We start from the raw sequence: 20,807 nt of genomic DNA, 5'->3' as shown, positions 1-20,807 counted from the left end.
ATTTAATAAAATATTGGAGAATTAATATGACTACTGTATTTGATGTACCTGCAGATTTATTAATTAAAAAAGTCGCAGATGAATTTAAAAATAATGATAAGATCAATTCCCCTGCATGGTCCAATTTTGTTAAAACCGGTGTTCACAAAGAAAGAAAACCGGAAAATGCAGATTGGTGGTTTGTAAGGACTGCTTCCATTATCAGAAGAGTTTACATGGATGGTCCTGTGGGTGTTATGAGTTTAAGAACTTTCTACGGTGGTAAAAAAGACCGTGGTGTGCGTCCTGAAGTATTTAAAAAAGGTAGTGGATCTATTGTCAGAACCGCTTTACACCAATTAGAGGATGCAGGATTTGTTGAAAAAGTTGAAGGTGGAAGAGTTGTTACTCCAGCAGGAAGATCATTCTTAGATAAAATTTCTGCTGAAATCATTAAAGATATTCCTGATCTTGAAAAATACTAATTATATTTGGAGAGTTTGGTATGACTGATTTAGATGAAATTCGTCAAAAAAGAATGGCAGAATTACAGGCTCAACAGGCTGCTATGCAGAATCAGGCTCAACAAGAAGCTATGGCTCAGGCACAACAGCAAGAAGCACAAGAAAAATTTGAAGCTCAAAAGAAACAGATGATAGCTCAAATTATGACTGTTGAAGCCCGTAACAGGTTGTCCAATCTTAAATTAACCAAGCCTGAACTTGTTAATCAAATTGAACTTCAATTGATTCAATCCGCTCAGGCCGGAAGTTTAAGAGGAAAAGTCACTGATGAGCAACTTAAAGTTCTTTTAAGACAAATAGCTGGTCAGAAAAGAGAAATTAAAATTACAAGGAAATAATATTAATGAAAGCTGGAGTATTGTATAGCGGAGGTAAGGATTCCTCTTTTGTAGCAGTAATGCTTGAAAGATTGGGTCTTGAGGTGGAGTTATGCACTGCCAATTTCGGCGTTTACGATTCATACATTCCAGCGGAAAAATCTGCTAAAGCATTAGGTTTTAAACACAATGTCTTAAAAATGGATTATGACATTTTGGATAAAGCATGCAACATGATTATGGATGACGGATTTCCAAATGACGGAATAAAGTTTATTCATGCTCAAACGGTTGAAAAACTGGCAGATGATTTCGATATTATTGCAGACGGGACAAGAAGGGATGACAGGACTCCAAAATTAAACATTAATCAGATAAGAAGTCTTGAAGACAGAAAAAATGTTCAATACATTAATCTGGACAGTTTTGGACACAAATCTGTTAAACTGATTACTTCCGGTCTATTTGAGATTTCTCATGAAAAGTCAAATAAGGACAATAGTTCTGACTTTGAAGTTGAGATTAGAACTCTGATTGATGAGAAGGGAGGAAATTCATTAGACATATTCCCGCAACATTATCAAACTCGTGTTATCGGATATAAAAAATAATTATTTTATGTATTACAGGTGAGAAAATGAGTAGAAATAAACCATTAGCTAAAAAATTAAGAATGGCAAAAGCAAATAAACAAAATAGGAGAATTCCAATCTGGGCTTATGCTAAAACTAACCGTAAACTTAGATACAGACCAAAACCTAGACATTGGAGAAGAAACAATCTTAAATTATAATGAGGGGTTATTATGGAAAGAGTTTACACAATTCCACTTAGAAATGTTAAAGAAATTAAAAGGACTATCAGAGCTCCTAGAGCTATCAGAGAAGTCAAAAATTTCTTAACTAAACACATGAAAGCTGAAGAAGTAAAAATTGATGAATCTATCAATCATGCTATTTGGGCAAGAGGTATTCAAAAAATACCTTCTAAAATTACTGTAAAAGCAGTTAAAGATGATGATGGTATTGTAACAGCTACTTTGGCAGAATAGCTTTGTTGACTACCATGCTATTGAGTAATGTGAGGTAACAATATGTTAAAAAGAGTAGATATCGTTGGAAATCCAAATATTGGTGTGTTTATTTTAGCAACTGATGATTTAGCTATTGTTCCTTATAATCTTTTAGACGAAAAGATTGATGTTATTAAGGAAACATTAGATGTTGATGTTGTTAAATCCTCTATTTCTGGATGTAGCCTTATCGGATCTTTAGCTGTAGCTAATTCAAACGGAATGGTTGTTTCACCACATGTTTTAGATAGAGAGATTGAACAGTTTAAGGAGTTAGGTATTAATGTTGCTACTGTTCCCGGCCAGTACACCGCATTGGGCAATATTGTTGCGGCAAATGATAAGGGAGCTATTGTAAGTCCATTTTTATCTAAAGAAGCTATTCACGTTATTGAAGAGACTTTGGATGTAAATGTGGAATCCACCTCCATGGTTGGAAGCGACATTATCGGTTCATTAATCCAGGTTACAAATAAAGGATTTTTAATAAGTTCCCAGGCTGTCAAATCTGAAATTAATTTTGCTCAAGAAGTATTTGGTGTAGAAGGGGATATTGGTACTGTTGGAAGAGGTATTTCTTTAGTTGGTGCTTGTTCCATTGCGAACTCCAATGGTGCAATTGTTGCTAAGGATAGTACCGGTCCTGAAATGGCTAGAGTTGAAGAAGCATTAGGCTTTTTAGATGATGATTTTTAATTAATGTATCTTGAGGGATTTTATATGATAACAAAAATTTACAGAGTTAAAGGTACTTTTGTAATGGGCGATGAATATCATAAATTTGTAAAAGAATTTAAAGCTACTTGTGAAGCTGACATAGAAGAGAAAATCTACGAACGCTTCGGAAGTAAACATGGTATTAACAGGAATCAAATTTCTATTAAAGAGATCACAGAAATTGCTCCTGAAGATGTTGTTGACCCTATTGTAAAAGAAATTTTATAGACACTTTGAAGGTGTTACTATGGAAGATCAACAAAGATTAAACAATCTTCTTAATGAAATAAATGTATACAGGCAACAAGCTGACTTAATTCAACAGCAAATTGAATTGCTTCAGGCTTCCATGACTGAAGTCGATGCATTATCCAATACATTAGACGATCTCGAAGGTAAAGAATCTGTTGAAGCTTTCGTTCCTGTTGGTGCTGGTTCATTCATTAAAGGAGAACTTAAAAGTACTGATGAAATTATTGTAAGTATTGGAGCAGGCCTTGCTGTTAAAAAAGATGCTGACGGCGCTCGCGAAATTCTTAAAGGGCAAAAAGAAGATTTGAAAGATAGCTTAGACAATATGTTGGCTAACTTACAGCAATGTACTGACATGGTCGGTACACTTCAGGCTCAAGCTGAGCAGATTGCAGCTGCAGCTCAAGGAAATATTGTTCAATAAGTATAATACTTTACAATTTTTTCGTTTTTATTTGTTTTTAATTTTTTTTATAATTTCTATTGTTTTAACTCTTTTTTTAAATATTATGAAAAATATATATAATAATAATTAAATTTTTAACTAACTAAAAAAAGGTTGGGTTATTTTTGTTTGAATCATTAAAAAAGAAATTTTCACGTACAAGTGAAAAACTTGAAGAAGAACTGATTGAAGAAGGACAGCAGGAAAATAATGTTCAGGAAGAGTCCGGTAAAAGATTTTCATTCTTCTCTTTTGGCAGAAAAGAAGAAGCAGAAGAGGATGAATCTAGTCTGCTTCCTGAAGCCGCGAAAACTTTTGATGAAAAAGAGCCTGAAGCAGCCGAGGAAACCTCTGGTGAAGACGATGATAAAGAGAAAAAATCCGGTTTTTTATCTAAATTCAGAAAATCATCAAAAGACGATGAAGAAACTCCGGAAGAGGATGATAAAGAGGAAAAGTCTCGTTTTTGGAATAGAAACAAGGAAAATAAAGAAGATATTTCCGCTGACGGTGAAGCTACCGGAGGAGTGTTTTCTTTTATTCGTGAAAAAACCATTCAGAAAAAACACGTTGAAGACATTCTGTTTGACCTTGAGATGGAACTTCTGCAGGGGGATGTTGCAATGGAGGTTGCAACTGAGGTTGTTGAAAGCGTTAAAGAAAATCTCGTCGGCAAAAAGATTAAAAGAAGCAATGATATTACCGAATTCACTTATCTTGCTTTAAAAAATGCTGTATCTGATATTATTGACATTCCGGGCAAATCCATGACTGAAATGATTGAGGAGAAAAAAGCTCAGGGCGAACCGCTTGTTGTGATGTTTGTCGGAATTAACGGTACAGGCAAAACAACAACCATAGGCAAGTTGGCTAATTATTACTTGAAAAAAGGTTACACTCCTGTTATAGCTGCTTCAGATACATTCAGGGCAGGTGCTATCGAACAGGTAACTCATCATGCAGATAATGTAGGCGTTAAAATCATTAAACACCAGAAGGGTTCAGATCCTGCAGCAGTTGCATTTGATGCTGTTGAACATGCACGTGCACAGAAAAAAGAACTGGTTTTGATTGATACTGCCGGCAGAATGCAAACCAACACAAATCTTATGGATGAGATGAAGAAAATTAAAAGAGTTTCCAAACCTGATCTTGTAATATTTGTTGGAGATGCGCTAACAGGCAATGACGCAACAGAGCAGTCTAAAAAATTCAACGAAGCTATTGATATTGACGGGGTAATCCTGACTAAGGCTGATGCAGACAGTAAAGGGGGAGCTTCACTTTCAATTGGTTATGTAATCAAAAAACCTATCATGTTTTTAGGTATGGGTCAGGGATATGACGATATCATGGAATATGATGCAGGATGGATGCTGAATCAGTTGTTTAGTGAAGATGAACAGGGTGAAATTTCAGATGAAATCCAATCTTAAATGGCTGACTTTTATCTTAATTTTTTTAACCGTCCTTTTGACAATGTCCTGTGTCAGTGCAGGTAACGAAACTCAAACAAACGGTACTGATGCGGACGTTTCGCCATCAGATGAGGTCAATGAAAGTTCAATTGATGATTTGCCTTTTAAGAACGCTTCATTTTCTAAGAACGCCAATAAAAATTATTTCAAGGGTTCTAAGTTTGTTGTTAATTTAAAAGATGAGAATAAAACTGCCCTGCCAAACAAAGCAGTTTATTTTAAGGTGGGCAGCAAAATAATCAAGTCAAAAACAGATTATAAAGGCAACGCGGCACTTGCATTGAATTTTGCAAAAGCCTCATATACCGTCAGCTGCATATTTAATGAAACAGGATTTAATCCAGTTAAATCCTCATCCAAAATTATCATAATTACAACCAAGGCTTCCAAATTCAAATATTCAACTTACAAGGCATATGTTGGAGTCAAAAACAGATATAAGGTAACGCTGAGTGTTGACGGAATTCCTCTGGCTAACCGCAATGTAAAATTCACAATCCATGGCGTGTCCTATGTTAGAAAAACCGACTCAAAAGGGGTGGCGGGCCTTGATATTGGTCTTAGAAAAGGCACTTACGCCATTAAATTCGTCTATTGGGGTGAAAAAAATATCAATAAATGCCAGGGCAAATCCAAGGTTTACGTAGTTAAGGGAATGCCTAAAAAAATCATCAAGGCCAATTCATTAATTTACAGGCATAAAACTCCTGCTCCATTTAAGATAAAACTGGTGGATGCAAGAGGGGATGCTCTTAAAAACAGTAAGGTGATATTCACATTAAATAAGAAAAAGCATGTCTGTTATACTGATTCTAAGGGAATTGCTGCATTGGATCTAAACCTGAATAAGGGAGTTTATAAATTATCTCTTTATTCAGCTCCGACTTCTTACTATAAAAAAGCTTCAAAAGATTTCACCATTAAAATAAAACCTGTTCAGGCTAGAAACAATGGAATCTGGCTGTGGGGAAGTGATATGGCTAAGGTAAATTTCAATTCCCTTCAAAAGCTTGGAACAAAACACATTTTCCTTAACTCAAAGGCCGTTGACAATTACGGCAGGGACTATGTTGAAAAATTTATCTCAAAAGCAAATAGCCATAAAATCAAGGTTCACATTTGGATGCAGGTATTCTACAACGGAAATGGGTTAATCCGGTTAAAAACGGCAAGATTAATTATGATTTAATTAACTCAAAAGTCGGTCTTGCCAAAAAATATGCAAATATGACTGGCGTTGGGGGAATCCATTTCGACTATATAAGATATCCCGGAAACGCATACAAATATTCCAACGGGGTAAAGGCAGTCAATCACTTTACAAAAACGGCTTCTGAAGCAATTCATTTAATAAATCCGGATTTGGTTGTGTCTGCTGCAGTAATGCCCGAACCCTATTCGATGAAGAAATATTACGGTCAGGATTTTGAAACCATGAGCAAATATCTGGATGTTATTGTTCCGATGATTTATAAAGGCAATTATAATGCCGGAACTTCATGGATTCAAAAAACAACCCATACATTTATTAAAAAATCGGTTCATGCTGAAATATGGGCTGGAATTCAGACATATAAGTCAGATTCAAATCCGGTTAAGCTGTCCTCTGCTGATCTAATGAATGATGCTGATGCGGCGGCCATGGGCGGAGCATGTGGTGTGATGCTCTTCAGGTACGGGTTAATGAACAGTATTAACTTTAATCATGTTTGAAATCAGACGGTAAATTCTTTTTACCATTTTCTTTTAGACAGTGCCTTCAGCCTCTTTTTCTCTATGTTTTTCTGCTCATCGCTTTGGTATTGTCTTTTCTGGCGTTGGGTTGTTGTTTCGTTATTTCGCATTATTGTTACAAGGTCGATTGAATTTCCACTACAGGCCATTAGGATGCGGATTTCCTTGTAATTCTTGTTTAATGGTGCGCTATAGACTACTGCATATGTGTTTCCTTCAACATGTTCCCATCTTATGGGTTCCTCTTCCATAAGGCAATCGACAACATACTGTCTTGATATTCCGTTGTCCTGAAGTCTTTTAACAAAGTGCCGATTTTCAAAACACCAGTTTATGGCTGATGTTTCCCCCATTATAAATTTGTCAAATACGTTCATCACAACTTAATTTTGTAAAAAGTTTATTATATAGTATTTTGTATAATTATATATTATGTCTGAACAACCGCAATGGGATTCGAATTTGTCTTTTATTTTTGCAATGATTGGGGCGGCTGTTGGTCTCGGTAATATCTGGCGTTTCAGTTATGTTCTTTATTCTAATGGCGGAGGATCATTTTTCATTCCTTACCTTATTGCAATAGCTGTTATGGGGATTCCATTTTTAATTTTAGAGTATGGCGTGGGATTCTCATTTAAGGAATCCTTTTCCAGAATTATGCGAAAAATCAAATCTGAGTTTGAGATTATAGCTTGGGTTCTGATTTTGCTGGTATTTATTGTAACGATTTATTACATGGTTATACTGAGCTGGGATCTGGTTTACCTTCTTAGCAGTTTCACCTTTAACTGGGGAACCGATACTGCAGCTTACTTTGTAAATACTGTTGGCGGAAGTTCAAATCTGGCCAACGCCAGTTTCCTGCTTGTTCCAACAACAGTTTGCGTTTTGCTGCTGTGGATTGTATTGTGGTTTATTTCTCACAGGGACGTTGACAAGGGTATAGGTACCGTTTCTAAAATACTTATTCCTTCCCTGTTCGTTATAATGGCGATTATTATTGTTTATTCATTAACTCTTCCGGGGGCTGCTGTAGGAATCGATACGCTTCTAAATCCCAACTGGACAATGCTTTTGAATGTAAACATCTGGCTTGCTGCATTTGCACAGATTATCTTCTCATTAAGTATGGGTCAGGCTATTGCCATTACATATGCAAGTTATCTGCCTGAAAACTCCAAACTGACAGATAATGTTCTGATTGTTGTTGCATCCAATTCTATTTTTGAAGTTTGCACAGCATTTGGAATATTTGCCAGTTTAGGTTACATGTCCGTTACAAACGGAACTCCAATTGTCGAATTGATTAGTGAAGGTACAGGTTTGGTGTTCATCGTTTTTCCTATGATATTTAACATTATGGGTATTGTCGGCCGCATTCTTGCTCCAATGCTGTTTCTGGCCATTCTCTTTGCAGGAATCACTTCCGCATTGGGATTTTTCGAACCGATGCTAAGTTCAACTTCAGCAAAACTGGGATGGTCACGTAAGAAAACCACTACAGTGCTGTCTGTTATAGGATGCGTATTCTCATTGATCTTAACAACAGGAATCAGCAGCTATCTGGTTGGAATTATTGACGCTTTTGTAAATGAATTCGGAATTTTGCTGCTTATAGGCATTCAGTGTATTATATTCGGTTGGATTTATGGGGTGGACCGTTTCATACATGTCTTAAATGAAAACTCAACCTTTAAGGTCGGCCGTATCTGGGCATTCATAATCAGATATCTTCTCCCGTGTGTCCTGGCTTTCATGTGGGTTGTCGGAATCATCCAGCTGTTTATGAGTGCTGCGGCATTCGAGATAATAATTGATCTGGTAATTGTCGTTTCGGTTTTGGTTGCGGCATTTGTTTTAACCAAAATTGAACCTGCCGAGGACTGATTTCATCCTCCCCATTTCTTTTTAATTTAATTGATTAAAACCATGATTATTTTGGTATCTTAAAAGGATTCTGTTAATATTATTGCAGGTAGTTTTTATTTGGTGATGATGGTGGAGGACCTTCAGCAATTGAAGGTGCTGTATCTATATACAAAACTCAGTAATTTTTATATGCATCATAACCTGCATATAAATGGTAAAGTGTTGAAATTCCGCTTCCAAAAATATTATTTGCAAAGTAGTATATCAGCACGTGAATGATTATCATTGCAATAAAGAATTTCAAAGCTTTATTCCTGTCTCCATTTAATGCCTGGCCCAATCCGGGAATTATAAATGAAAGCACACCATTTAATCTTTTGTCTCTCTCCATTTTATCACCTCACAAAAGCGCCATCAGGAAAATAATCCCGTCGGTAAAAAGATGGCTCAGATAAGGAACAAAGAGGTTTTTTGTTTTAAAATACCCATATAGCTCAAATATGGTTCCAAATCCCTGAATCAAAAGCACATAAATTACCGGATCACCGGGAGTATAATGCAGCAGTCCGAAACATATCATAATGACTGCTGAAGATATGACTATGGACAGTTTGCGGTTTTCGCTGAATTTGTAAATGAGCCTCATAAAAAACATCAGAGGTATGAACTTAAGCACTTCCTCAGCCATCATTGAAAATATCAGTCCTGCAAAGGTTTCCAGAGTCACGCTAAGAGAACTGCCTGTACTGGAGGGCATGCCGATAACAAAATCTAAAACTTCCCCAACAGCAAGGGCATAAATCAGATAGCCGATACAAAGAAAAACTGCCAGCTTAATGTCGCTTCTTGTCAGTCTGCTGAATATTAGGGAATAATCCCATTTGCAATAATAAAGCAATGGTATCAGCATGACCAAACAAAACAGCACTTCTGATGAGAATTCCGAATACTCGATAGAAATCCCTGCAACCAGCATGGCCAGCGGAATGCTTAACAGCAGTACAATCCAGGCGGTCTTTGAAAGTCTTGGATTATGCTTATAAAAAGGAATGTCTCTGGTGCTGTTTTCAAATTTAAAATATTCACTCATAATATCACATTTCTTTTAGATAAACATAATATTAGATTAAACTTGTATTTTAACTTAAGGGAAATATTTCAATAAACTTATTTGTTTAAACTTACATAATAATAACCATATTAAAAGGAGGGTATTATTTTGGATAAAAAAATAATTGGTATAGTAATTGCTATAGTGGCTGTTATTGCAGTACTGGCTATTGCCGGCGGTGTTTTAACACAAGAAGATAAAATTGTAACAGTAGACGGCGTTAACTTCACAGTTCCTAGCGGTTTTGAAGAAGATCCTGACGGGGAAAAGATTAACCAGTCAGACAGTTCCGGTGCAGTTAACTATGTGATAAACTCTAAAGCATTCATCGAAGACGATGACATTGTCACTCTTTTTGTTGCAAACTATGGGGAACATAAGATAAATGAGAGTACTCTTTCAGAGCTTGGAGGAAATGCCAAAACCATCAACGGCGTTGAAGGATACTATATGGTGGAAGATGATGACGTCCATACTTTCGCATATGTCAAGGACGGTAAACTTGCAATGGTTATTTCAAATGATGAAGATGTGATTGACGGGTTTGTACTCTAACCTTTAATCTTCATTTTTTTTATTTTTAAGGTAACTATTTTTATACTCCTTCAACCAATATGCTAATAAGGAATTAAGTGTTCTTGAAATATTGACAGGTGAAAAAATGAGTGATAAAGACAAAGTAATCGAAGCATTCAGAAATTCCGAAGACCCTTTAAACGCAACAAAGGTTAGTGAAATCTCCGGCGTTGAGAAAAAAGAAGTGGATAAAATCATGAAAGAATTAAAGAAGGACGAAACAATCGTCTCTCCAAAAAGATGTTATTGGACACTAGCTGAAAAATAACTTCTACTTTACTTTTTTTTTTTTAAAAACATTCATAACTGATTATTTCTTTACTTTGTATATCATTGATGATTTTTTTAATAATTTCTAATTCTTTTCTAGTATATGCTTCGTTAGGTAGGTTTGCTATAATTTCTTCCAATGTATATTTATCAATGATTAATGAGATTTTAGTACGAAATTATTAAAACTTCTCTTTTTTTATTAATTTATAATCTCAATTTTTACTTTAGGATGTATATATTTGCTCATACTGCAATAGGTTAATTTGGTATAGTTTCATAAAAACATAACTTAAAACAAAACATTGGTTTATTCATTTCTCATATTTTAAAATAACATTTATAACGTAAGCTGCCAAATATAAACTCAAAGGAGAAAACTCATGAAAACTTTAAATGTCGTTGCAGCCATCATTAAAAAAGACAACAAAATACTGGCTACTAAAAGGGGCTATGGTGAGTTTATTGATATGTGGGAGTTTCCGGGCGGAAAAATAGAGTCTGATGAAACTAAAGAGGAAGCTCTTGTAAGGGAAATTAAAGAAGAACTTGACTGTACAATCAAACCCACTAAATTCGCTCTGGATTTGGAATATCAATATCCTACTTTTTATCTTAAAATGAGCTGTTATGAAGCTATTATTGATGAGGGAACTCCAAAACTCCTTGAGCATAATGATGCAAAGTGGATTTCCAGACAAGAATTGGACGGTCTTAATTGGATTCCTGCTGATGTTCAAATAATTGATTATTTAAAGGAAAACATGGATGATTAACATGGCTGATAAAAGATTGAAATTGGCATTAGAAAAAAAGGAAGAGTTGGAAAGCAAACTCCAAAAAGTTAAAGGAACTCCGAGAGAAGAAGAATTTCAACTTCAAATAGACAAATTAAAGGATTTAATTAAACATCTTGAAAACGAGTAGATTTCATGAACATGGATGAAATTTTAAACGGAGCAAAAACTGCTTTTATTGATGAAAAGACTGACTCTAGCTTAGATTTCAGACCAAAATTACTCTGCAACAACAGGGAAACTAAGGTTATTAATTCCATTCGTGATGAACTTCATAATTGTGATGAGTTTATTATTTCATCAGCCTTTATCACATTGGGAGGCCTTACTCCTCTTTTAGAAGAATTTAAAACTTTAGAGGCAAAAAATATAAAAGGTAAAATCCTAACGACTGACTATCTGAATTTTACAGAGCCAAAGGCTTTAAGAAAGCTTCAGGATTTTGAAAATATTGAAGTCAAGCTTTACAGTCATGAAAAGGAAGGTTTTCACACTAAAGGTTATATTTTTAAGAAAAATGACATTTACAAAGGCATTGTTGGAAGTTCTAACTTAACAATGAATGCACTTACAATCAACAAAGAATGGAATGTTGAATTTACCTCTCTAAAAGAAGGTGAAATGTTATCGGAAATCAAAAAGGAATTTTTTACTTTATGGCAGGAAGCCGACCAGTTAAATGATGTTCTTCCGAAATATGAAAAAATCTACAATGACAACAAGCGTTTCACTGATTTGAGGAAAATTTCAGCTGAAATTAAACAAAAAAATATCACTTTAACTCCCAATATTATGCAGGAGCAGTTTATTGAAAACTTAAGAAACCTTATAAAGCAAGGTGAGGATAAGGCAATTCTTGTATCTGCAACAGGTACAGGTAAGACCTATGCTTCTGCTTTTGCAGTAAATGATTTTAAACCTAAGAGATTCTTATTTTTAGTTCACAGGGAACAAATTGCAAAACAGTCCATTGATGCTTATAAAAATGTTTTTAAAGACCATGAAAACTTCGGATTGCTTTCAGGCAATTCCAAAGATTATGACTCAAACTATCTTTTCTCAACAATTCAGACAATGTCAAAAGACGATGTTTACATGAAATATGAAAAAGATCACTTTGATTATATCATCATCGATGAGGTTCACAAGGCAGGTGCTTTAAGTTATCAAAAGATTTTCAGGTATTTCGAACCTGAATTCTGGCTTGGAATGACTGCCTCACCGGAACGTAGCGACGGTTTTAATATTTATGATTTGTTTGACAATAACATTGCTCATGAGATCAGACTTCAGGAAGCCTTGGAAGAGGATCTGCTCTGTCCTTTCCATTATTTTGGTATCAGTGATGTTGTTTTTGAAGACGGCGAGATTAATGATGATTTTGGAGATTTTAATTTGCTGGCTTCAGATAAGCGTGTAGATTATCTGATTGAAAAATCTGACTTTTACGGATATTCCGGAGATAGGCGAAAGGCATTGGTTTTTTGTTCCAGAAAACGTGAAGCTGAATTGTTGTCAGAGGAATTCAACAAAAGAGGTTATAAATCAATTGTTTTAACCGGTGACGATTCACAGGAAAAAAGACTTGAAGCCATTGACAGATTAACCAATGATGAAAATCCAGATAAGTTGGAGTATATTTTTACAGTTGATATTTTCAATGAGGGAGTTGACATTCCAGAAATCAACCAGGTATTATTGGTCAGGCCAACTGAGTCTCCGATTATTTTTATCCAGCAACTTGGAAGAGGTCTTAGGAAATACCAAAACAAAGAATATGTTGTTATTCTTGATTTTATTGGAAATTATAGGAATAATTTCATGATTCCGATTGCGCTTTCAGGCGACAGGTCATATGATAAGGATAAAATCAGGAAGTATCTGATGGAGGGAAACAAGATTATTCCGGGTGCTTCTTCAATCAACTTCGATGAGATTTCAAGAAAACGCATATATGAATCGATTAATAATTCTTCATTTTCAAAAATAAGTATTTTTAAGGAAAAATACAATAATTTAAAATACAAATTGGGTCGTATTCCTTCATTATATGATTTTGCTATTGCAGGTGAGTTCAACCCTGAAATTATCTTAAATCACAACAGATTTGATTCATACCACAGCTTCCTGGATTATGTGGATGATGATTATAAAAGTATATTAACGGATGAGGAATCTGCTTCCTTAAAGCTAATCTCTAAAAAATTAGTTAAAGGAATCAGGCCTCATGAGCTGGTCATTTTAAATTGTCTTAAATATAACAAATATTTCACAGTCAATCAGATTGAAAGGATTTTAAATGAAAAATACGGTCTTGAAAATCAATTCAAATCAATAAAAAGCGCTATTAACTATTTGAGTATGAATTTTTACAGAAAAGAAACTAGCGATGACTATCAGGCAAACACTGTCAGTAGTTTCATTTCCAAAGAAGAAATAATTGACTTTGAAAATATTTTCTTTAAATTTAATAAAGAAGTCTATAATGATTTAAAAAACAATAAGGATTATAAATTTGAGATTTCCACCTATTTTAAAGGTGTTTTAACAAATCCCGTCTACTCAAATCACTTTGAAGATGCGGTTAAATATGCGTTCTTTAAGTATGAGCAGGACTATTTTGATAAGAATCCATTTAGGTTATATGAGAAATACTCAAGAGAGGATGTTTTAAGGATTATGAACTGGGAAAGGTTCATGAATGCTCAAAATGTTGGCGGATATAAGATTAAATATGGTACCTGCCCTATTTTTGTAACTTATAATAAAAAAGAGGATATTTCACAAACCATTAACTACGAAGACCAGTTCATATCAAAAGAACTTTTTAGTTGGATGAGCCGAAATAACCGGAAAGTTTCAAGCTCAGAACTCGAACCTCTTGTTAATTACAACGGGCTGGATGTTGAGTTGTTTATTCAGAAAAGCAATGATGAGGGAATTGAATTTTATTATGTGGGCAAGTTAACGCCACTGGATTGCAAACAACTTTACCGTGAAATTGAAGGCAAAAAACAACCAATTGTTAATTTCAAGTTTAAAATCGGCACTGAAGTTAAGGATGAACTTTACAGTTATTTTGTAAATGATTGACAGATTGTAAAATACATATTACCTATTTTCCTGCACATCGACTTTTGCCTGTAAACTTAAAATTCAAAATTCCGTTTGGCCAGCATCACAGTAATTCTCAGTTTTAAGGGGTATTTTTTAAAACAGTTCATAATGCATCATTTTCTCGAAGCAGATTTTTTTACAATAATTTCAATTGAATCTTCAAAATCCAAATTTTTCACTTGATTTTTACTAACTTTTACATCTGCTCAGGTTTTACAGTCTAAATGAAATTTGGCCGATTATCAGCACCTTATGGATTTTAATCTAAATTCCATAATTTCATCATCACTTTCAATCAGGCTTTAAGCATGAATGCCCATTAACATCGATGTAGGATATTTTCAGCTCAAATTTCAATAACCTCCAAATTCCAATAAATCAAGTCACCAGCAGATGCTTTTTAAAAACGATTAAGCATCGTAGCTTTAAAAAACAAACAACAAACAACCGGCCAAACAAATTAAATTGAAAACCTTGCAAAAAGTTATTGTAAAAATTTTCATTGTGAGTAAGTCGGGATTTTCGCCACTTTCCAAATTTTAAAAAATCACTGTTCTTATTTTTATAAACGGATATTCATCATGCATGAGTGATGTTTATATTTATTTTAAATCCTTATTTTGTTATTTTTCACAAAAATCACCAATCAGGCATTGTTACACTTGAAATCCACCTCTAAGGAGGGTTTGATGTCAGGTGTATCAGCGGTGAAAACACATCTTATCCATAATTTTTATAAATTTTTCAAAACATATATATCATTATGGATAGGAAGTACCTGAGGGAAAACAAAAACTCTTTTAACATTGTCAAGAACTCCAGAATATATGCCAAAATATCCGATGTGGATGATGCCGTTTTCATAAGGGATCTGCTGATAAAACATAACTGGGATTTGAATATTATTCCCCGAACTATTAAAAAAGATGGCGAATACATGGTTTTGGCAGTGATTGATGAGAAACTGCATATTCTTGGAAGATATAAAACTCCGCCGGACAATTCAACTGTTGAAAAGCTTATAAGGGACTTTAGAAGAAATCCCAACAACTCCACATATGGCCTTAACATTTCAAAGGTCTTTGACACATTCGTCATCAAAAAGCAGATTGCCGGTGACGATTATATCTTCGGAGAGTACTACAACTTTGAGGATGCCAGATTTGTTAGAAATTTTCTTCTGGACCACAGCTGGAATGTCAATGAATTCGGGCAGGTAGAGTTTGATGATGAAACAGATTCATATAATGTCGTTTCTGTAATCGATGATAAGGTATATGTCCTAAAAAATTTCACCTCAAAAGATGAAATTGACCTTAAAAAAGTCTATGAAGAGTTTTTAGCAGAAATTTCCAAGCACAAGTACGGTCTTTCAAACTGCCCACACCTCGACCGGCTGAAAGATAGGATTCCCGAACTTGAAGAGCGCTTTCAGGTTAAAACTAAAGATAAAAACTGGTCTTTTGAAAACATAAGGGAAGATGAATCTATTTTAAACCAGCTTGTCTTTAACTTGACTCCATTTCAGCATTCGGTTTTAAATTCGATAGATGAGGGCACTTCCTTTGAGGATATTAAAAAATCATTAATCAGATTCAATTCCAAAAATTTCGACAGAAAGATTTCAAGGACTCTGGAGGAATTGATGAAACTTAAGCTGATTAAAAAAACAGGGGAGGTCTACTCAAAAACAAATTTATAAATATTATGCAATATTATAATATTATTTGTGTATTTATTAAGTTAGATACACAGTTCTTTTTTGGTTTGAACTTAATAAAGGGGAGTTTGGTCATTAGGTCTCCCCTTTGTTTAATGCTTATTTTCTATCGCTTAGCAACTGGCCTCCGGAGCCGATGTCTTCAAACTCATAACCCTGAACCAGAACGGTTATTGTTTCTATTGGAAGACCGTATGCTTCAGCTACAACTTCAGATACTTTTTTAACCATTTCTCTTTTCTTTTCGACGCTTATTCCTTTGTTTCCTGAAATATTGATTACAGGCATTCTATCACCATTTAAACTATATTAAGTATTGGATATAAATAGATTATCAAAAGGATTTGATATGATGCTTGGTGAAAAAGAACTTGTTAAGTTGTTTCCGGACTTTGCTGATTTGGCGCAGCCTTCCGGTATCGATTTGGAATTGGACAGGATATACACTCAGGAAAGTGAAGGTTCCCTTATCGGCAATGAAAAAAATCTTCCTGAAATCAAAGAAATGGAAGGTGATGTCTACACCTTAAAGCCCCACACTGCTTATCTTGCAAGTATTAAAAGAAAAATCAAGATTCCCAAAGGATATGCGATGCTTTATCTTCCAAGGTCAACCCTTCTGCGGTCTTTTGTATCTGTTCAAACCGCTGTTGGGGACCCCGGCTTTTACGGAACGCTGATGTTTATGATTTATAATCACGGAGACTTTGAATATAAAATCAAATCAGGAGACAGAATAGCTCAGGCTGTTGTGTTCCCGGTTGAAGGCTCCGGCGAATACAGCGGGTCGTATCAGGAGGAGGAAAAATGAACGTGGCAGACAAATTTGTCAAAATACTTGAAGAGGAAGGCATTAAGGACATTTTCGGCATACCTGGCGAGCAGATAATGCCTCTTTACAGGGCGCTGTCTGCTTCAGGTATCAACCATATTCTGACAAGACACGAACAGGCGGCGGCCCATGCGGCTGACGGATACTTCCGGTCAAGCGGAAAAATCGGGGTATGCGTTGCAACCGCATCTCCAGGGGCCCTAAACTTTACAATGGCACTGGCCACAGCCTATAAGGACAACATTCCTCTTCTGGTGATAACCGGAGACAATGAGTTAAAGTACAGAAACACGGATTATTTTCAAACCACTCCTCAGGTTGATATATTTAAAAACATAACTGCAGCGTCATACAATCCGTTAAACGGAACCGAGGCGATGTATGTTTTAAGGGCAGCAATCTATGAACTTAAAACATTTCCAAAAGGCCCGATTCACATTAACCTGTCAAAGGACGTGTTGCTTGAAGAGGACTTTGATGACTTTGAGCTGTGTTATCTGTGTGAGGATGACCTGTCAAATATCTCCATGGCACAGGAGCTCATAAGCACCTCTGAAAAACCTTTATTCATTCTGGGGGCCGGTGCAATCACTCAAAGGAAAGCTGTTGTAAGGATTGCCCGGAAATATCGGATTCCGGTTGCTACAACATTTCACGCAAAAGGAATCATCCCTGAAAGTGATGAGCTGAATCTGGGCATGGTGGGCATACGTTCAACACCGAGAGCAAAATACGCATTTGAAAATGCCGACTGCATAATCGGATTAGGTATAAAGGCATCAGAGAGGACTCTGCCTCAGATTCCCGAGAATTTGATTCATGTAAACATTAATAAGGATGTTTTAATAGGGGATGTTCCGATTCATGGAAAAGTTGAAGACTTTCTGGCAGAAATCACATTTAAAAAAGCCGATTGGCTTGGAGAAATTTTAAAAATCAGCAATGAAATTGAAATTGAAGGGCTGGACGATGATTTAAAGCCTCAGGCAGCCATTAAAAGAATTTTAGATAAATTCAAAAACAACATAATAGTTTCCGACGCAGGTTCACACACTACATGGACAACACTTCTTAAAAGATCCCTAAAACCTGGACAGCTGCTTTTCTCAGGGGCCATGGCTCCGATGGGATACGGGCTTCCGGCAGCGGTTGGAGCTGCTGTTGCAACCGGCGAGAAAATAATAGTGATTAACGGAGACGGGGATTTCCAGATGAATCTTCAGGAACTCTCTACCCTAAAGGAAAACAACTTGGACGTTATTGTCTTTATTCTAAACAATTCAGAATATGGAATTATCAGGCAGTGGGAAGAGGATTTCTATGATATGGATCCCTTCCAGGTCAAATTAAACAATCCCGATTTTGTAAAACTGGCTTCAAGCTATGGGATTGATGCTGCAAGAGCGGATAATCTGGAGGATTTGGAATTGATTCTTGAAAAGGAACTGACAGGACCTCTTGTTGTTGAGGTTGTTGTTTTAAGTGAAAACATTCCACTTCCTGACCAGTCACATGAATGAAAATGTTTGGGGAGGCAGATAAATAATATTGTCTTCCTTTAAAATGTTTTTTGTTGTATTTGAGATGATTATGCCGTAGTCTGATTTGTACTTTCTCATTGCAGTTTTAATCTGGCTTTTGTCTTTTTTTCCAAAACTCACTTCAATCGGAATCGGCGTGTTTAATCCTTTCTGAATTAAAAAATCAACATTTTTCTTATTTGTGTCGTAATATATGTTATACATCACATCGCTTCTGTTTTTAAGATTAAAAAAACTTGAAGCAACAAAGTTTTCAAGTAATTTGCCCATGTATGCTTCTTTTGCTTCGAGATTTGCGTTGCCGAGATTTGCAGACAGTATATGCTTCAGGCTGGATGTTGCAAAGTAATATTTATGGGATTTTGTAGTTCTTTTAGCAGATGAAGTAAAGGGTTCGACATGGAAAATCAGCTGTGTTTTTTCAAGCAGTTCCAAAATCTTGTTTATTGTCATTTTATTTGAATCAAGGTGGTTGGCCATTGATCCTTTTGAGATTTCACCGGGATTTTGAAGAGCAAAGAAATATAACAGCTGGAATGCAAGGTATTCTGTTTGCCCATTTATTCCTTTGATATTTTCTAAATCTACTGTTATTACTCTTTCTATGATGTCTGTAACTGTTTTTGTTATTTCGTGCTGTTTCTGATTGAATGATGATGGAAATCCTCCATACTGTATGAAATTTTCCCATTCTTTAATGTCATAATCCTTTAAGTTAGAATAGATTTTGAGAATTTTGCTTTCCAGATTGTCCTCAGGGATTTTCTTCTCAAAAATTAAGTCAGTAATGGATTTTGAAATATCGTTTTTAAAATAATCATATTTTAATTTCAAATGCTGGGAATAATTTAGAGGCAGAACAGGGATTTTTAATAATCTTCTTGCAGAATCTGCATTGTAGGAAAGTTCTAATGCTGATGAGCCGCTAAAAATCATAAATATGTTTTTTGTCGAATCAAAGATGATTTTTCCTGTATTTGACCAATCCTTATCATACTGCGCTTCATCAATTAATAAAAATACTGGTTCTCCTACAGTTTCGATTGTTGCATTGTGAAATATGTCGAGATATGTTGTTATTCCGTCCATAATTGGGCTGTTTGACATTCTTTTCAGGTTATCTCCTGTTATGTATATGATATTTGTCTGGCTGATATTTTTTTCTTTTAGGAGATATTCATATATCTGATATAGTATTGTGGATTTTCCAACACCTCTTATTCCTGGTAAAACTAAGTATCTGTTGTTGGTTTTCCCGTTTAGATAGTCATCAACATATCTGATTATTTCATAGTAATCTTGTCTGTGGCGAAATGTTTTATTGTTGTATTTCAAATCTTCATTTAATTTGCCTGGCCTTATTAAAACTTGATTTTGGATGTGGATTGCTAATGCATCATTCATTTTTTTCACCTCTGACATTTGCTGGTATGTGGATTATATTTATAAATATTTTTTTACTAGTTATTTATAAATACTGGTAAATATTTTTTTACTAGTTAAAATTATATTGCAAAACAATCCGATTTTCAATTTATGCATAAACTTTAAATTAAAGTTAATCATGTTTGTATTGAATTTAAGATTATATAAACTTTTATAAATGATTTTAAGGCAATTTAACGAGGTTAAACTAATATTCAATCCATGTGGTATTTAACATAATGCATGATGACTTCGCTAACGTTTACTTTTTTAGCAAGAGGGGCTAAATAAAATTCGTTATTCTCTTTATAGATAATTCCAACAGGAGCGGCTGATGCAGAGCTGATCCGGTTTTTTATATGGACAATTTCGGTTTTAAATGCAAATGTAAATCCGCAGATGTCGCGAAAACTATATTCTGATGTTATGCAGATGTCTGCCTTATCGCAAATAAAGTCCCTGACATGTTTATCCATGTATAACACCTCTAATCAACGCTTGAACCTCTTTTTTAGACATCAGTCTTAAAGTTGGCGGAATCAATTTCAGGAGATTTATCTCAAGTTCGTTGTCTCCGTTTAAATCAAAAACGCTTCCATTAAATGATGGTTCAGCACTCAGCATGGCATTTTCATGAGCTTCATTTACAATTACAAGCAATCCCCAGATGTAGCCAATATATTTTGCAGTCTCGACGTAGGAGTCAAGACCAAAAACAAGATGGTTTTCAAGCTTTTCCACACGGATGCATTTTACAAAGGATTTTAAAAATATTTTAAAATCTTCAAAACAGGGTTTGGCCAGTTCGAGTATTTCGGTTTCGCCTTTCTCTTCTTCGTCTTCTTTTTTCTCGGATGATGGAAATCTGGTTGAATAAACTTTGATTTTTCTTAAAACGTATATGTCTAAACATCCCTTAAAGTTACTGCCTGTCTTATCGTAAATTATAGCTATCTTAACTCCAATAAAAAGCAGTATGATGATGAAGAGGATGATTATAAAAATAATCATCAATAGGATGTCTGACATGT

28 protein-coding genes are annotated in these 20,807 nt (G+C 35.1%); 21 read left to right on the top strand and 7 right to left on the bottom strand.

Annotated features, from left to right (window positions below):
* The first annotated feature begins 26 nt into the window (after positions 1-26).
* From Q4Q16_RS03565 to Q4Q16_RS03515, 11 genes are all read left to right on the top strand, one after another.
* The gene (locus tag Q4Q16_RS03565) at positions 27-464 is read left to right on the top strand and encodes a 30S ribosomal protein S19e (protein ID WP_303346346.1); all 438 of its coding nucleotides are present in this window, start codon (positions 27-29) and stop codon (positions 462-464) included.
* Between the two features lie 20 nt (positions 465-484).
* Positions 485-841, top strand: coding sequence for a DNA-binding protein (locus tag Q4Q16_RS03560; RefSeq protein ID WP_303346345.1), 357 nt, complete (start codon positions 485-487; stop codon positions 839-841).
* Between the two features lie 5 nt (positions 842-846).
* Entirely contained in the window at positions 847-1,431 is a 585-nt protein-coding gene (locus tag Q4Q16_RS03555) for a hypothetical protein (RefSeq protein ID WP_303346344.1), read from the top strand.
* Between the two features lie 26 nt (positions 1,432-1,457).
* Complete coding sequence (locus tag Q4Q16_RS03550; protein ID WP_303346343.1) at positions 1,458-1,613, top strand: 50S ribosomal protein L39e; 156 nt, start codon at positions 1,458-1,460, stop codon at positions 1,611-1,613.
* A gap of 12 nt (positions 1,614-1,625) precedes the next feature.
* On the top strand, positions 1,626-1,871 hold the full coding sequence (locus tag Q4Q16_RS03545) for a 50S ribosomal protein L31e (protein WP_303346342.1): 246 nt from the start codon (positions 1,626-1,628) through the stop codon (positions 1,869-1,871).
* A gap of 42 nt (positions 1,872-1,913) precedes the next feature.
* A complete protein-coding gene (locus Q4Q16_RS03540) occupies positions 1,914-2,588 on the top strand; it encodes a translation initiation factor IF-6 (protein ID WP_303346341.1) in 675 nt (224 codons plus the stop codon).
* 24 nt (positions 2,589-2,612) lie between these two features.
* Positions 2,613-2,837 carry a 50S ribosomal protein L18Ae gene (gene rpl18a / locus Q4Q16_RS03535; RefSeq protein WP_303346340.1) on the top strand — a complete coding sequence of 75 codons (225 nt, stop codon included), beginning with the start codon at positions 2,613-2,615 and terminating at the stop codon, positions 2,835-2,837.
* Positions 2,838-2,856: 19 nt separating this feature from the next.
* Positions 2,857-3,285 (top strand): prefoldin subunit alpha, encoded by a 429-nt coding sequence (pfdA, locus tag Q4Q16_RS03530; protein ID WP_303346339.1) that lies wholly within the window; start codon positions 2,857-2,859, stop codon positions 3,283-3,285.
* A 146-nt stretch (positions 3,286-3,431) separates the two neighbouring features.
* Entirely contained in the window at positions 3,432-4,742 is a 1,311-nt protein-coding gene (ftsY, locus tag Q4Q16_RS03525) for a signal recognition particle-docking protein FtsY (RefSeq protein WP_303346337.1), read from the top strand.
* Positions 4,726-5,973, top strand: coding sequence for a hypothetical protein (locus Q4Q16_RS03520; RefSeq protein WP_303346335.1), 1,248 nt, complete (start codon positions 4,726-4,728; stop codon positions 5,971-5,973). The genes ftsY and Q4Q16_RS03520 overlap by 17 nt, the downstream gene beginning before the upstream one ends.
* Positions 5,904-6,497, top strand: coding sequence for a putative glycoside hydrolase (locus Q4Q16_RS03515; RefSeq protein WP_303346333.1), 594 nt, complete (start codon positions 5,904-5,906; stop codon positions 6,495-6,497). Before Q4Q16_RS03520 ends, Q4Q16_RS03515 begins: the two co-directional genes overlap by 70 nt.
* 20 nt (positions 6,498-6,517) lie before the next feature.
* Here Q4Q16_RS03515 and Q4Q16_RS03510 read toward each other — a convergent pair whose 3' ends face one another.
* The gene (locus Q4Q16_RS03510) at positions 6,518-6,895 is read right to left on the bottom strand and encodes a hypothetical protein (RefSeq protein WP_303346331.1); all 378 of its coding nucleotides are present in this window, start codon (positions 6,893-6,895) and stop codon (positions 6,518-6,520) included.
* A gap of 55 nt (positions 6,896-6,950) precedes the next feature.
* On the opposite strand from Q4Q16_RS03510, the gene Q4Q16_RS03505 reads away from it, so the two are divergent.
* A complete protein-coding gene (locus Q4Q16_RS03505) occupies positions 6,951-8,405 on the top strand; it encodes a sodium-dependent transporter (RefSeq protein WP_303346329.1) in 1,455 nt (484 codons plus the stop codon).
* Between the two features lie 157 nt (positions 8,406-8,562).
* On the opposite strand, the gene Q4Q16_RS03500 is transcribed toward Q4Q16_RS03505, so the two are convergent.
* Both Q4Q16_RS03500 and Q4Q16_RS03495 read right to left on the bottom strand, forming a co-directional pair.
* Positions 8,563-8,778 (bottom strand): hypothetical protein, encoded by a 216-nt coding sequence (locus Q4Q16_RS03500; RefSeq protein ID WP_303346327.1) that lies wholly within the window; start codon positions 8,776-8,778, stop codon positions 8,563-8,565.
* 9 nt (positions 8,779-8,787) lie between these two features.
* Positions 8,788-9,303, bottom strand: a complete 516-nt coding sequence (locus Q4Q16_RS03495) for a CPBP family glutamic-type intramembrane protease (RefSeq protein WP_303346325.1) — start codon at positions 9,301-9,303, stop codon at positions 8,788-8,790.
* On the opposite strand from Q4Q16_RS03495, the gene Q4Q16_RS03490 reads away from it, so the two are divergent.
* The 7 genes from Q4Q16_RS03490 to Q4Q16_RS03460 all read left to right on the top strand — a co-directional run bounded on the left by Q4Q16_RS03490 (position 9,296) and on the right by Q4Q16_RS03460 (position 15,960).
* On the top strand, positions 9,296-9,430 hold the full coding sequence (locus tag Q4Q16_RS03490) for a hypothetical protein (RefSeq protein WP_303346323.1): 135 nt from the start codon (positions 9,296-9,298) through the stop codon (positions 9,428-9,430). The genes Q4Q16_RS03495 and Q4Q16_RS03490 overlap by 8 nt on opposite strands.
* A gap of 176 nt (positions 9,431-9,606) precedes the next feature.
* Positions 9,607-10,053, top strand: a complete 447-nt coding sequence (locus Q4Q16_RS03485; RefSeq protein ID WP_303346321.1) for a hypothetical protein — start codon at positions 9,607-9,609, stop codon at positions 10,051-10,053.
* Positions 10,054-10,159: 106 nt separating this feature from the next.
* The gene (locus tag Q4Q16_RS03480; protein ID WP_303346319.1) at positions 10,160-10,342 is read left to right on the top strand and encodes a MarR family transcriptional regulator; all 183 of its coding nucleotides are present in this window, start codon (positions 10,160-10,162) and stop codon (positions 10,340-10,342) included.
* 385 nt (positions 10,343-10,727) lie between these two features.
* A complete protein-coding gene (locus Q4Q16_RS03475) occupies positions 10,728-11,120 on the top strand; it encodes a (deoxy)nucleoside triphosphate pyrophosphohydrolase (protein WP_303346317.1) in 393 nt (130 codons plus the stop codon).
* A gap of 1 nt (position 11,121) precedes the next feature.
* Positions 11,122-11,271, top strand: coding sequence for a hypothetical protein (locus Q4Q16_RS03470; protein WP_303346315.1), 150 nt, complete (start codon positions 11,122-11,124; stop codon positions 11,269-11,271).
* A gap of 5 nt (positions 11,272-11,276) precedes the next feature.
* Positions 11,277-14,234, top strand: coding sequence for a DEAD/DEAH box helicase (locus Q4Q16_RS03465; RefSeq protein ID WP_303346313.1), 2,958 nt, complete (start codon positions 11,277-11,279; stop codon positions 14,232-14,234).
* 787 nt (positions 14,235-15,021) lie between these two features.
* Positions 15,022-15,960, top strand: coding sequence for a hypothetical protein (locus Q4Q16_RS03460; RefSeq protein WP_303346311.1), 939 nt, complete (start codon positions 15,022-15,024; stop codon positions 15,958-15,960).
* Between the two features lie 117 nt (positions 15,961-16,077).
* Here Q4Q16_RS03460 and dmpI read toward each other — a convergent pair whose 3' ends face one another.
* Entirely contained in the window at positions 16,078-16,266 is a 189-nt protein-coding gene (gene dmpI / locus Q4Q16_RS03455; protein WP_303346310.1) for a 4-oxalocrotonate tautomerase DmpI, read from the bottom strand.
* 64 nt (positions 16,267-16,330) lie between these two features.
* Here dmpI and Q4Q16_RS03450 point away from each other — a divergent pair, with 64 nt between their 5' ends.
* Together Q4Q16_RS03450 and Q4Q16_RS03445 are read left to right on the top strand one after the other, a co-directional pair.
* Complete coding sequence (locus tag Q4Q16_RS03450; protein ID WP_303346366.1) at positions 16,331-16,789, top strand: deoxyuridine 5'-triphosphate nucleotidohydrolase; 459 nt, start codon at positions 16,331-16,333, stop codon at positions 16,787-16,789.
* The gene (locus Q4Q16_RS03445; protein ID WP_303346308.1) at positions 16,786-18,330 is read left to right on the top strand and encodes a thiamine pyrophosphate-binding protein; all 1,545 of its coding nucleotides are present in this window, start codon (positions 16,786-16,788) and stop codon (positions 18,328-18,330) included. The genes Q4Q16_RS03450 and Q4Q16_RS03445 overlap by 4 nt, the downstream gene beginning before the upstream one ends.
* Here Q4Q16_RS03445 and Q4Q16_RS03440 read toward each other — a convergent pair.
* The 3 genes from Q4Q16_RS03440 to Q4Q16_RS03430 all read right to left on the bottom strand — a co-directional run bounded on the left by Q4Q16_RS03440 (position 18,319) and on the right by Q4Q16_RS03430 (position 20,805).
* Positions 18,319-19,755: an ATP-binding protein gene (locus tag Q4Q16_RS03440; RefSeq protein WP_303346306.1), complete on the bottom strand. Its 1,437-nt coding sequence runs from the start codon at positions 19,753-19,755 to the stop codon at positions 18,319-18,321. The two genes, Q4Q16_RS03445 and Q4Q16_RS03440, sit on opposite strands and share 12 nt — an antisense overlap.
* 236 nt (positions 19,756-19,991) lie before the next feature.
* On the bottom strand, positions 19,992-20,252 hold the full coding sequence (locus Q4Q16_RS03435) for a hypothetical protein (RefSeq protein ID WP_303346304.1): 261 nt from the start codon (positions 20,250-20,252) through the stop codon (positions 19,992-19,994).
* Entirely contained in the window at positions 20,245-20,805 is a 561-nt protein-coding gene (locus tag Q4Q16_RS03430) for a DUF2953 domain-containing protein (protein WP_303346303.1), read from the bottom strand. The genes Q4Q16_RS03435 and Q4Q16_RS03430 overlap by 8 nt, the downstream gene beginning before the upstream one ends.
* Positions 20,806-20,807: the final 2 nt, after the last annotated feature.

Source organism: Methanobrevibacter sp. (assembly GCF_030539875.1).
Classification (GTDB): Archaea; Methanobacteriota; Methanobacteria; order Methanobacteriales; family Methanobacteriaceae; genus Methanocatella.
Note: the sequence above shows the minus strand (reverse complement) of the source record. Positions and strands in the feature narration are given on the sequence as shown.

Bases quoted from the DNA above. Each gene is read 5' to 3' on its own strand.
- Q4Q16_RS03520 (WP_303346335.1), top strand. From the start codon at position 4,726: ATGAAATCCAATCTTAAATGGCTGACTTTTATCTTAATTTTTTTAACC.
- Q4Q16_RS03540 (WP_303346341.1), top strand. From the start codon at position 1,914: ATGTTAAAAAGAGTAGATATCGTTGGAAATCCAAATATTGGTGTGTTT.
- Q4Q16_RS03450 (WP_303346366.1), top strand. From the start codon at position 16,331: ATGCTTGGTGAAAAAGAACTTGTTAAGTTGTTTCCGGACTTTGCTGAT.
- Q4Q16_RS03555 (WP_303346344.1), top strand. From the start codon at position 847: ATGAAAGCTGGAGTATTGTATAGCGGAGGTAAGGATTCCTCTTTTGTA.
- Q4Q16_RS03470 (WP_303346315.1), top strand. From the start codon at position 11,122: ATGGCTGATAAAAGATTGAAATTGGCATTAGAAAAAAAGGAAGAGTTG.
- rpl18a (WP_303346340.1), top strand. From the start codon at position 2,613: ATGATAACAAAAATTTACAGAGTTAAAGGTACTTTTGTAATGGGCGAT.
- Q4Q16_RS03465 (WP_303346313.1), top strand. From the start codon at position 11,277: ATGAACATGGATGAAATTTTAAACGGAGCAAAAACTGCTTTTATTGAT.
- Q4Q16_RS03440 (WP_303346306.1), bottom strand. From the start codon at position 19,755: ATGAATGATGCATTAGCAATCCACATCCAAAATCAAGTTTTAATAAGG.
- Q4Q16_RS03460 (WP_303346311.1), top strand. From the start codon at position 15,022: ATGGATAGGAAGTACCTGAGGGAAAACAAAAACTCTTTTAACATTGTC.
- Q4Q16_RS03545 (WP_303346342.1), top strand. From the start codon at position 1,626: ATGGAAAGAGTTTACACAATTCCACTTAGAAATGTTAAAGAAATTAAA.
- Q4Q16_RS03435 (WP_303346304.1), bottom strand. From the start codon at position 20,252: ATGGATAAACATGTCAGGGACTTTATTTGCGATAAGGCAGACATCTGC.
- Q4Q16_RS03445 (WP_303346308.1), top strand. From the start codon at position 16,786: ATGAACGTGGCAGACAAATTTGTCAAAATACTTGAAGAGGAAGGCATT.
- pfdA (WP_303346339.1), top strand. From the start codon at position 2,857: ATGGAAGATCAACAAAGATTAAACAATCTTCTTAATGAAATAAATGTA.
- Q4Q16_RS03565 (WP_303346346.1), top strand. From the start codon at position 27: ATGACTACTGTATTTGATGTACCTGCAGATTTATTAATTAAAAAAGTC.
- Q4Q16_RS03510 (WP_303346331.1), bottom strand. From the start codon at position 6,895: ATGAACGTATTTGACAAATTTATAATGGGGGAAACATCAGCCATAAAC.
- Q4Q16_RS03500 (WP_303346327.1), bottom strand. From the start codon at position 8,778: ATGGAGAGAGACAAAAGATTAAATGGTGTGCTTTCATTTATAATTCCC.
- Q4Q16_RS03505 (WP_303346329.1), top strand. From the start codon at position 6,951: ATGTCTGAACAACCGCAATGGGATTCGAATTTGTCTTTTATTTTTGCA.
- Q4Q16_RS03480 (WP_303346319.1), top strand. From the start codon at position 10,160: ATGAGTGATAAAGACAAAGTAATCGAAGCATTCAGAAATTCCGAAGAC.
- dmpI (WP_303346310.1), bottom strand. From the start codon at position 16,266: ATGCCTGTAATCAATATTTCAGGAAACAAAGGAATAAGCGTCGAAAAG.
- Q4Q16_RS03490 (WP_303346323.1), top strand. From the start codon at position 9,296: ATGACCAAACAAAACAGCACTTCTGATGAGAATTCCGAATACTCGATA.
- Q4Q16_RS03560 (WP_303346345.1), top strand. From the start codon at position 485: ATGACTGATTTAGATGAAATTCGTCAAAAAAGAATGGCAGAATTACAG.
- Q4Q16_RS03430 (WP_303346303.1), bottom strand. From the start codon at position 20,805: ATGTCAGACATCCTATTGATGATTATTTTTATAATCATCCTCTTCATC.
- Q4Q16_RS03550 (WP_303346343.1), top strand. From the start codon at position 1,458: ATGAGTAGAAATAAACCATTAGCTAAAAAATTAAGAATGGCAAAAGCA.
- Q4Q16_RS03475 (WP_303346317.1), top strand. From the start codon at position 10,728: ATGAAAACTTTAAATGTCGTTGCAGCCATCATTAAAAAAGACAACAAA.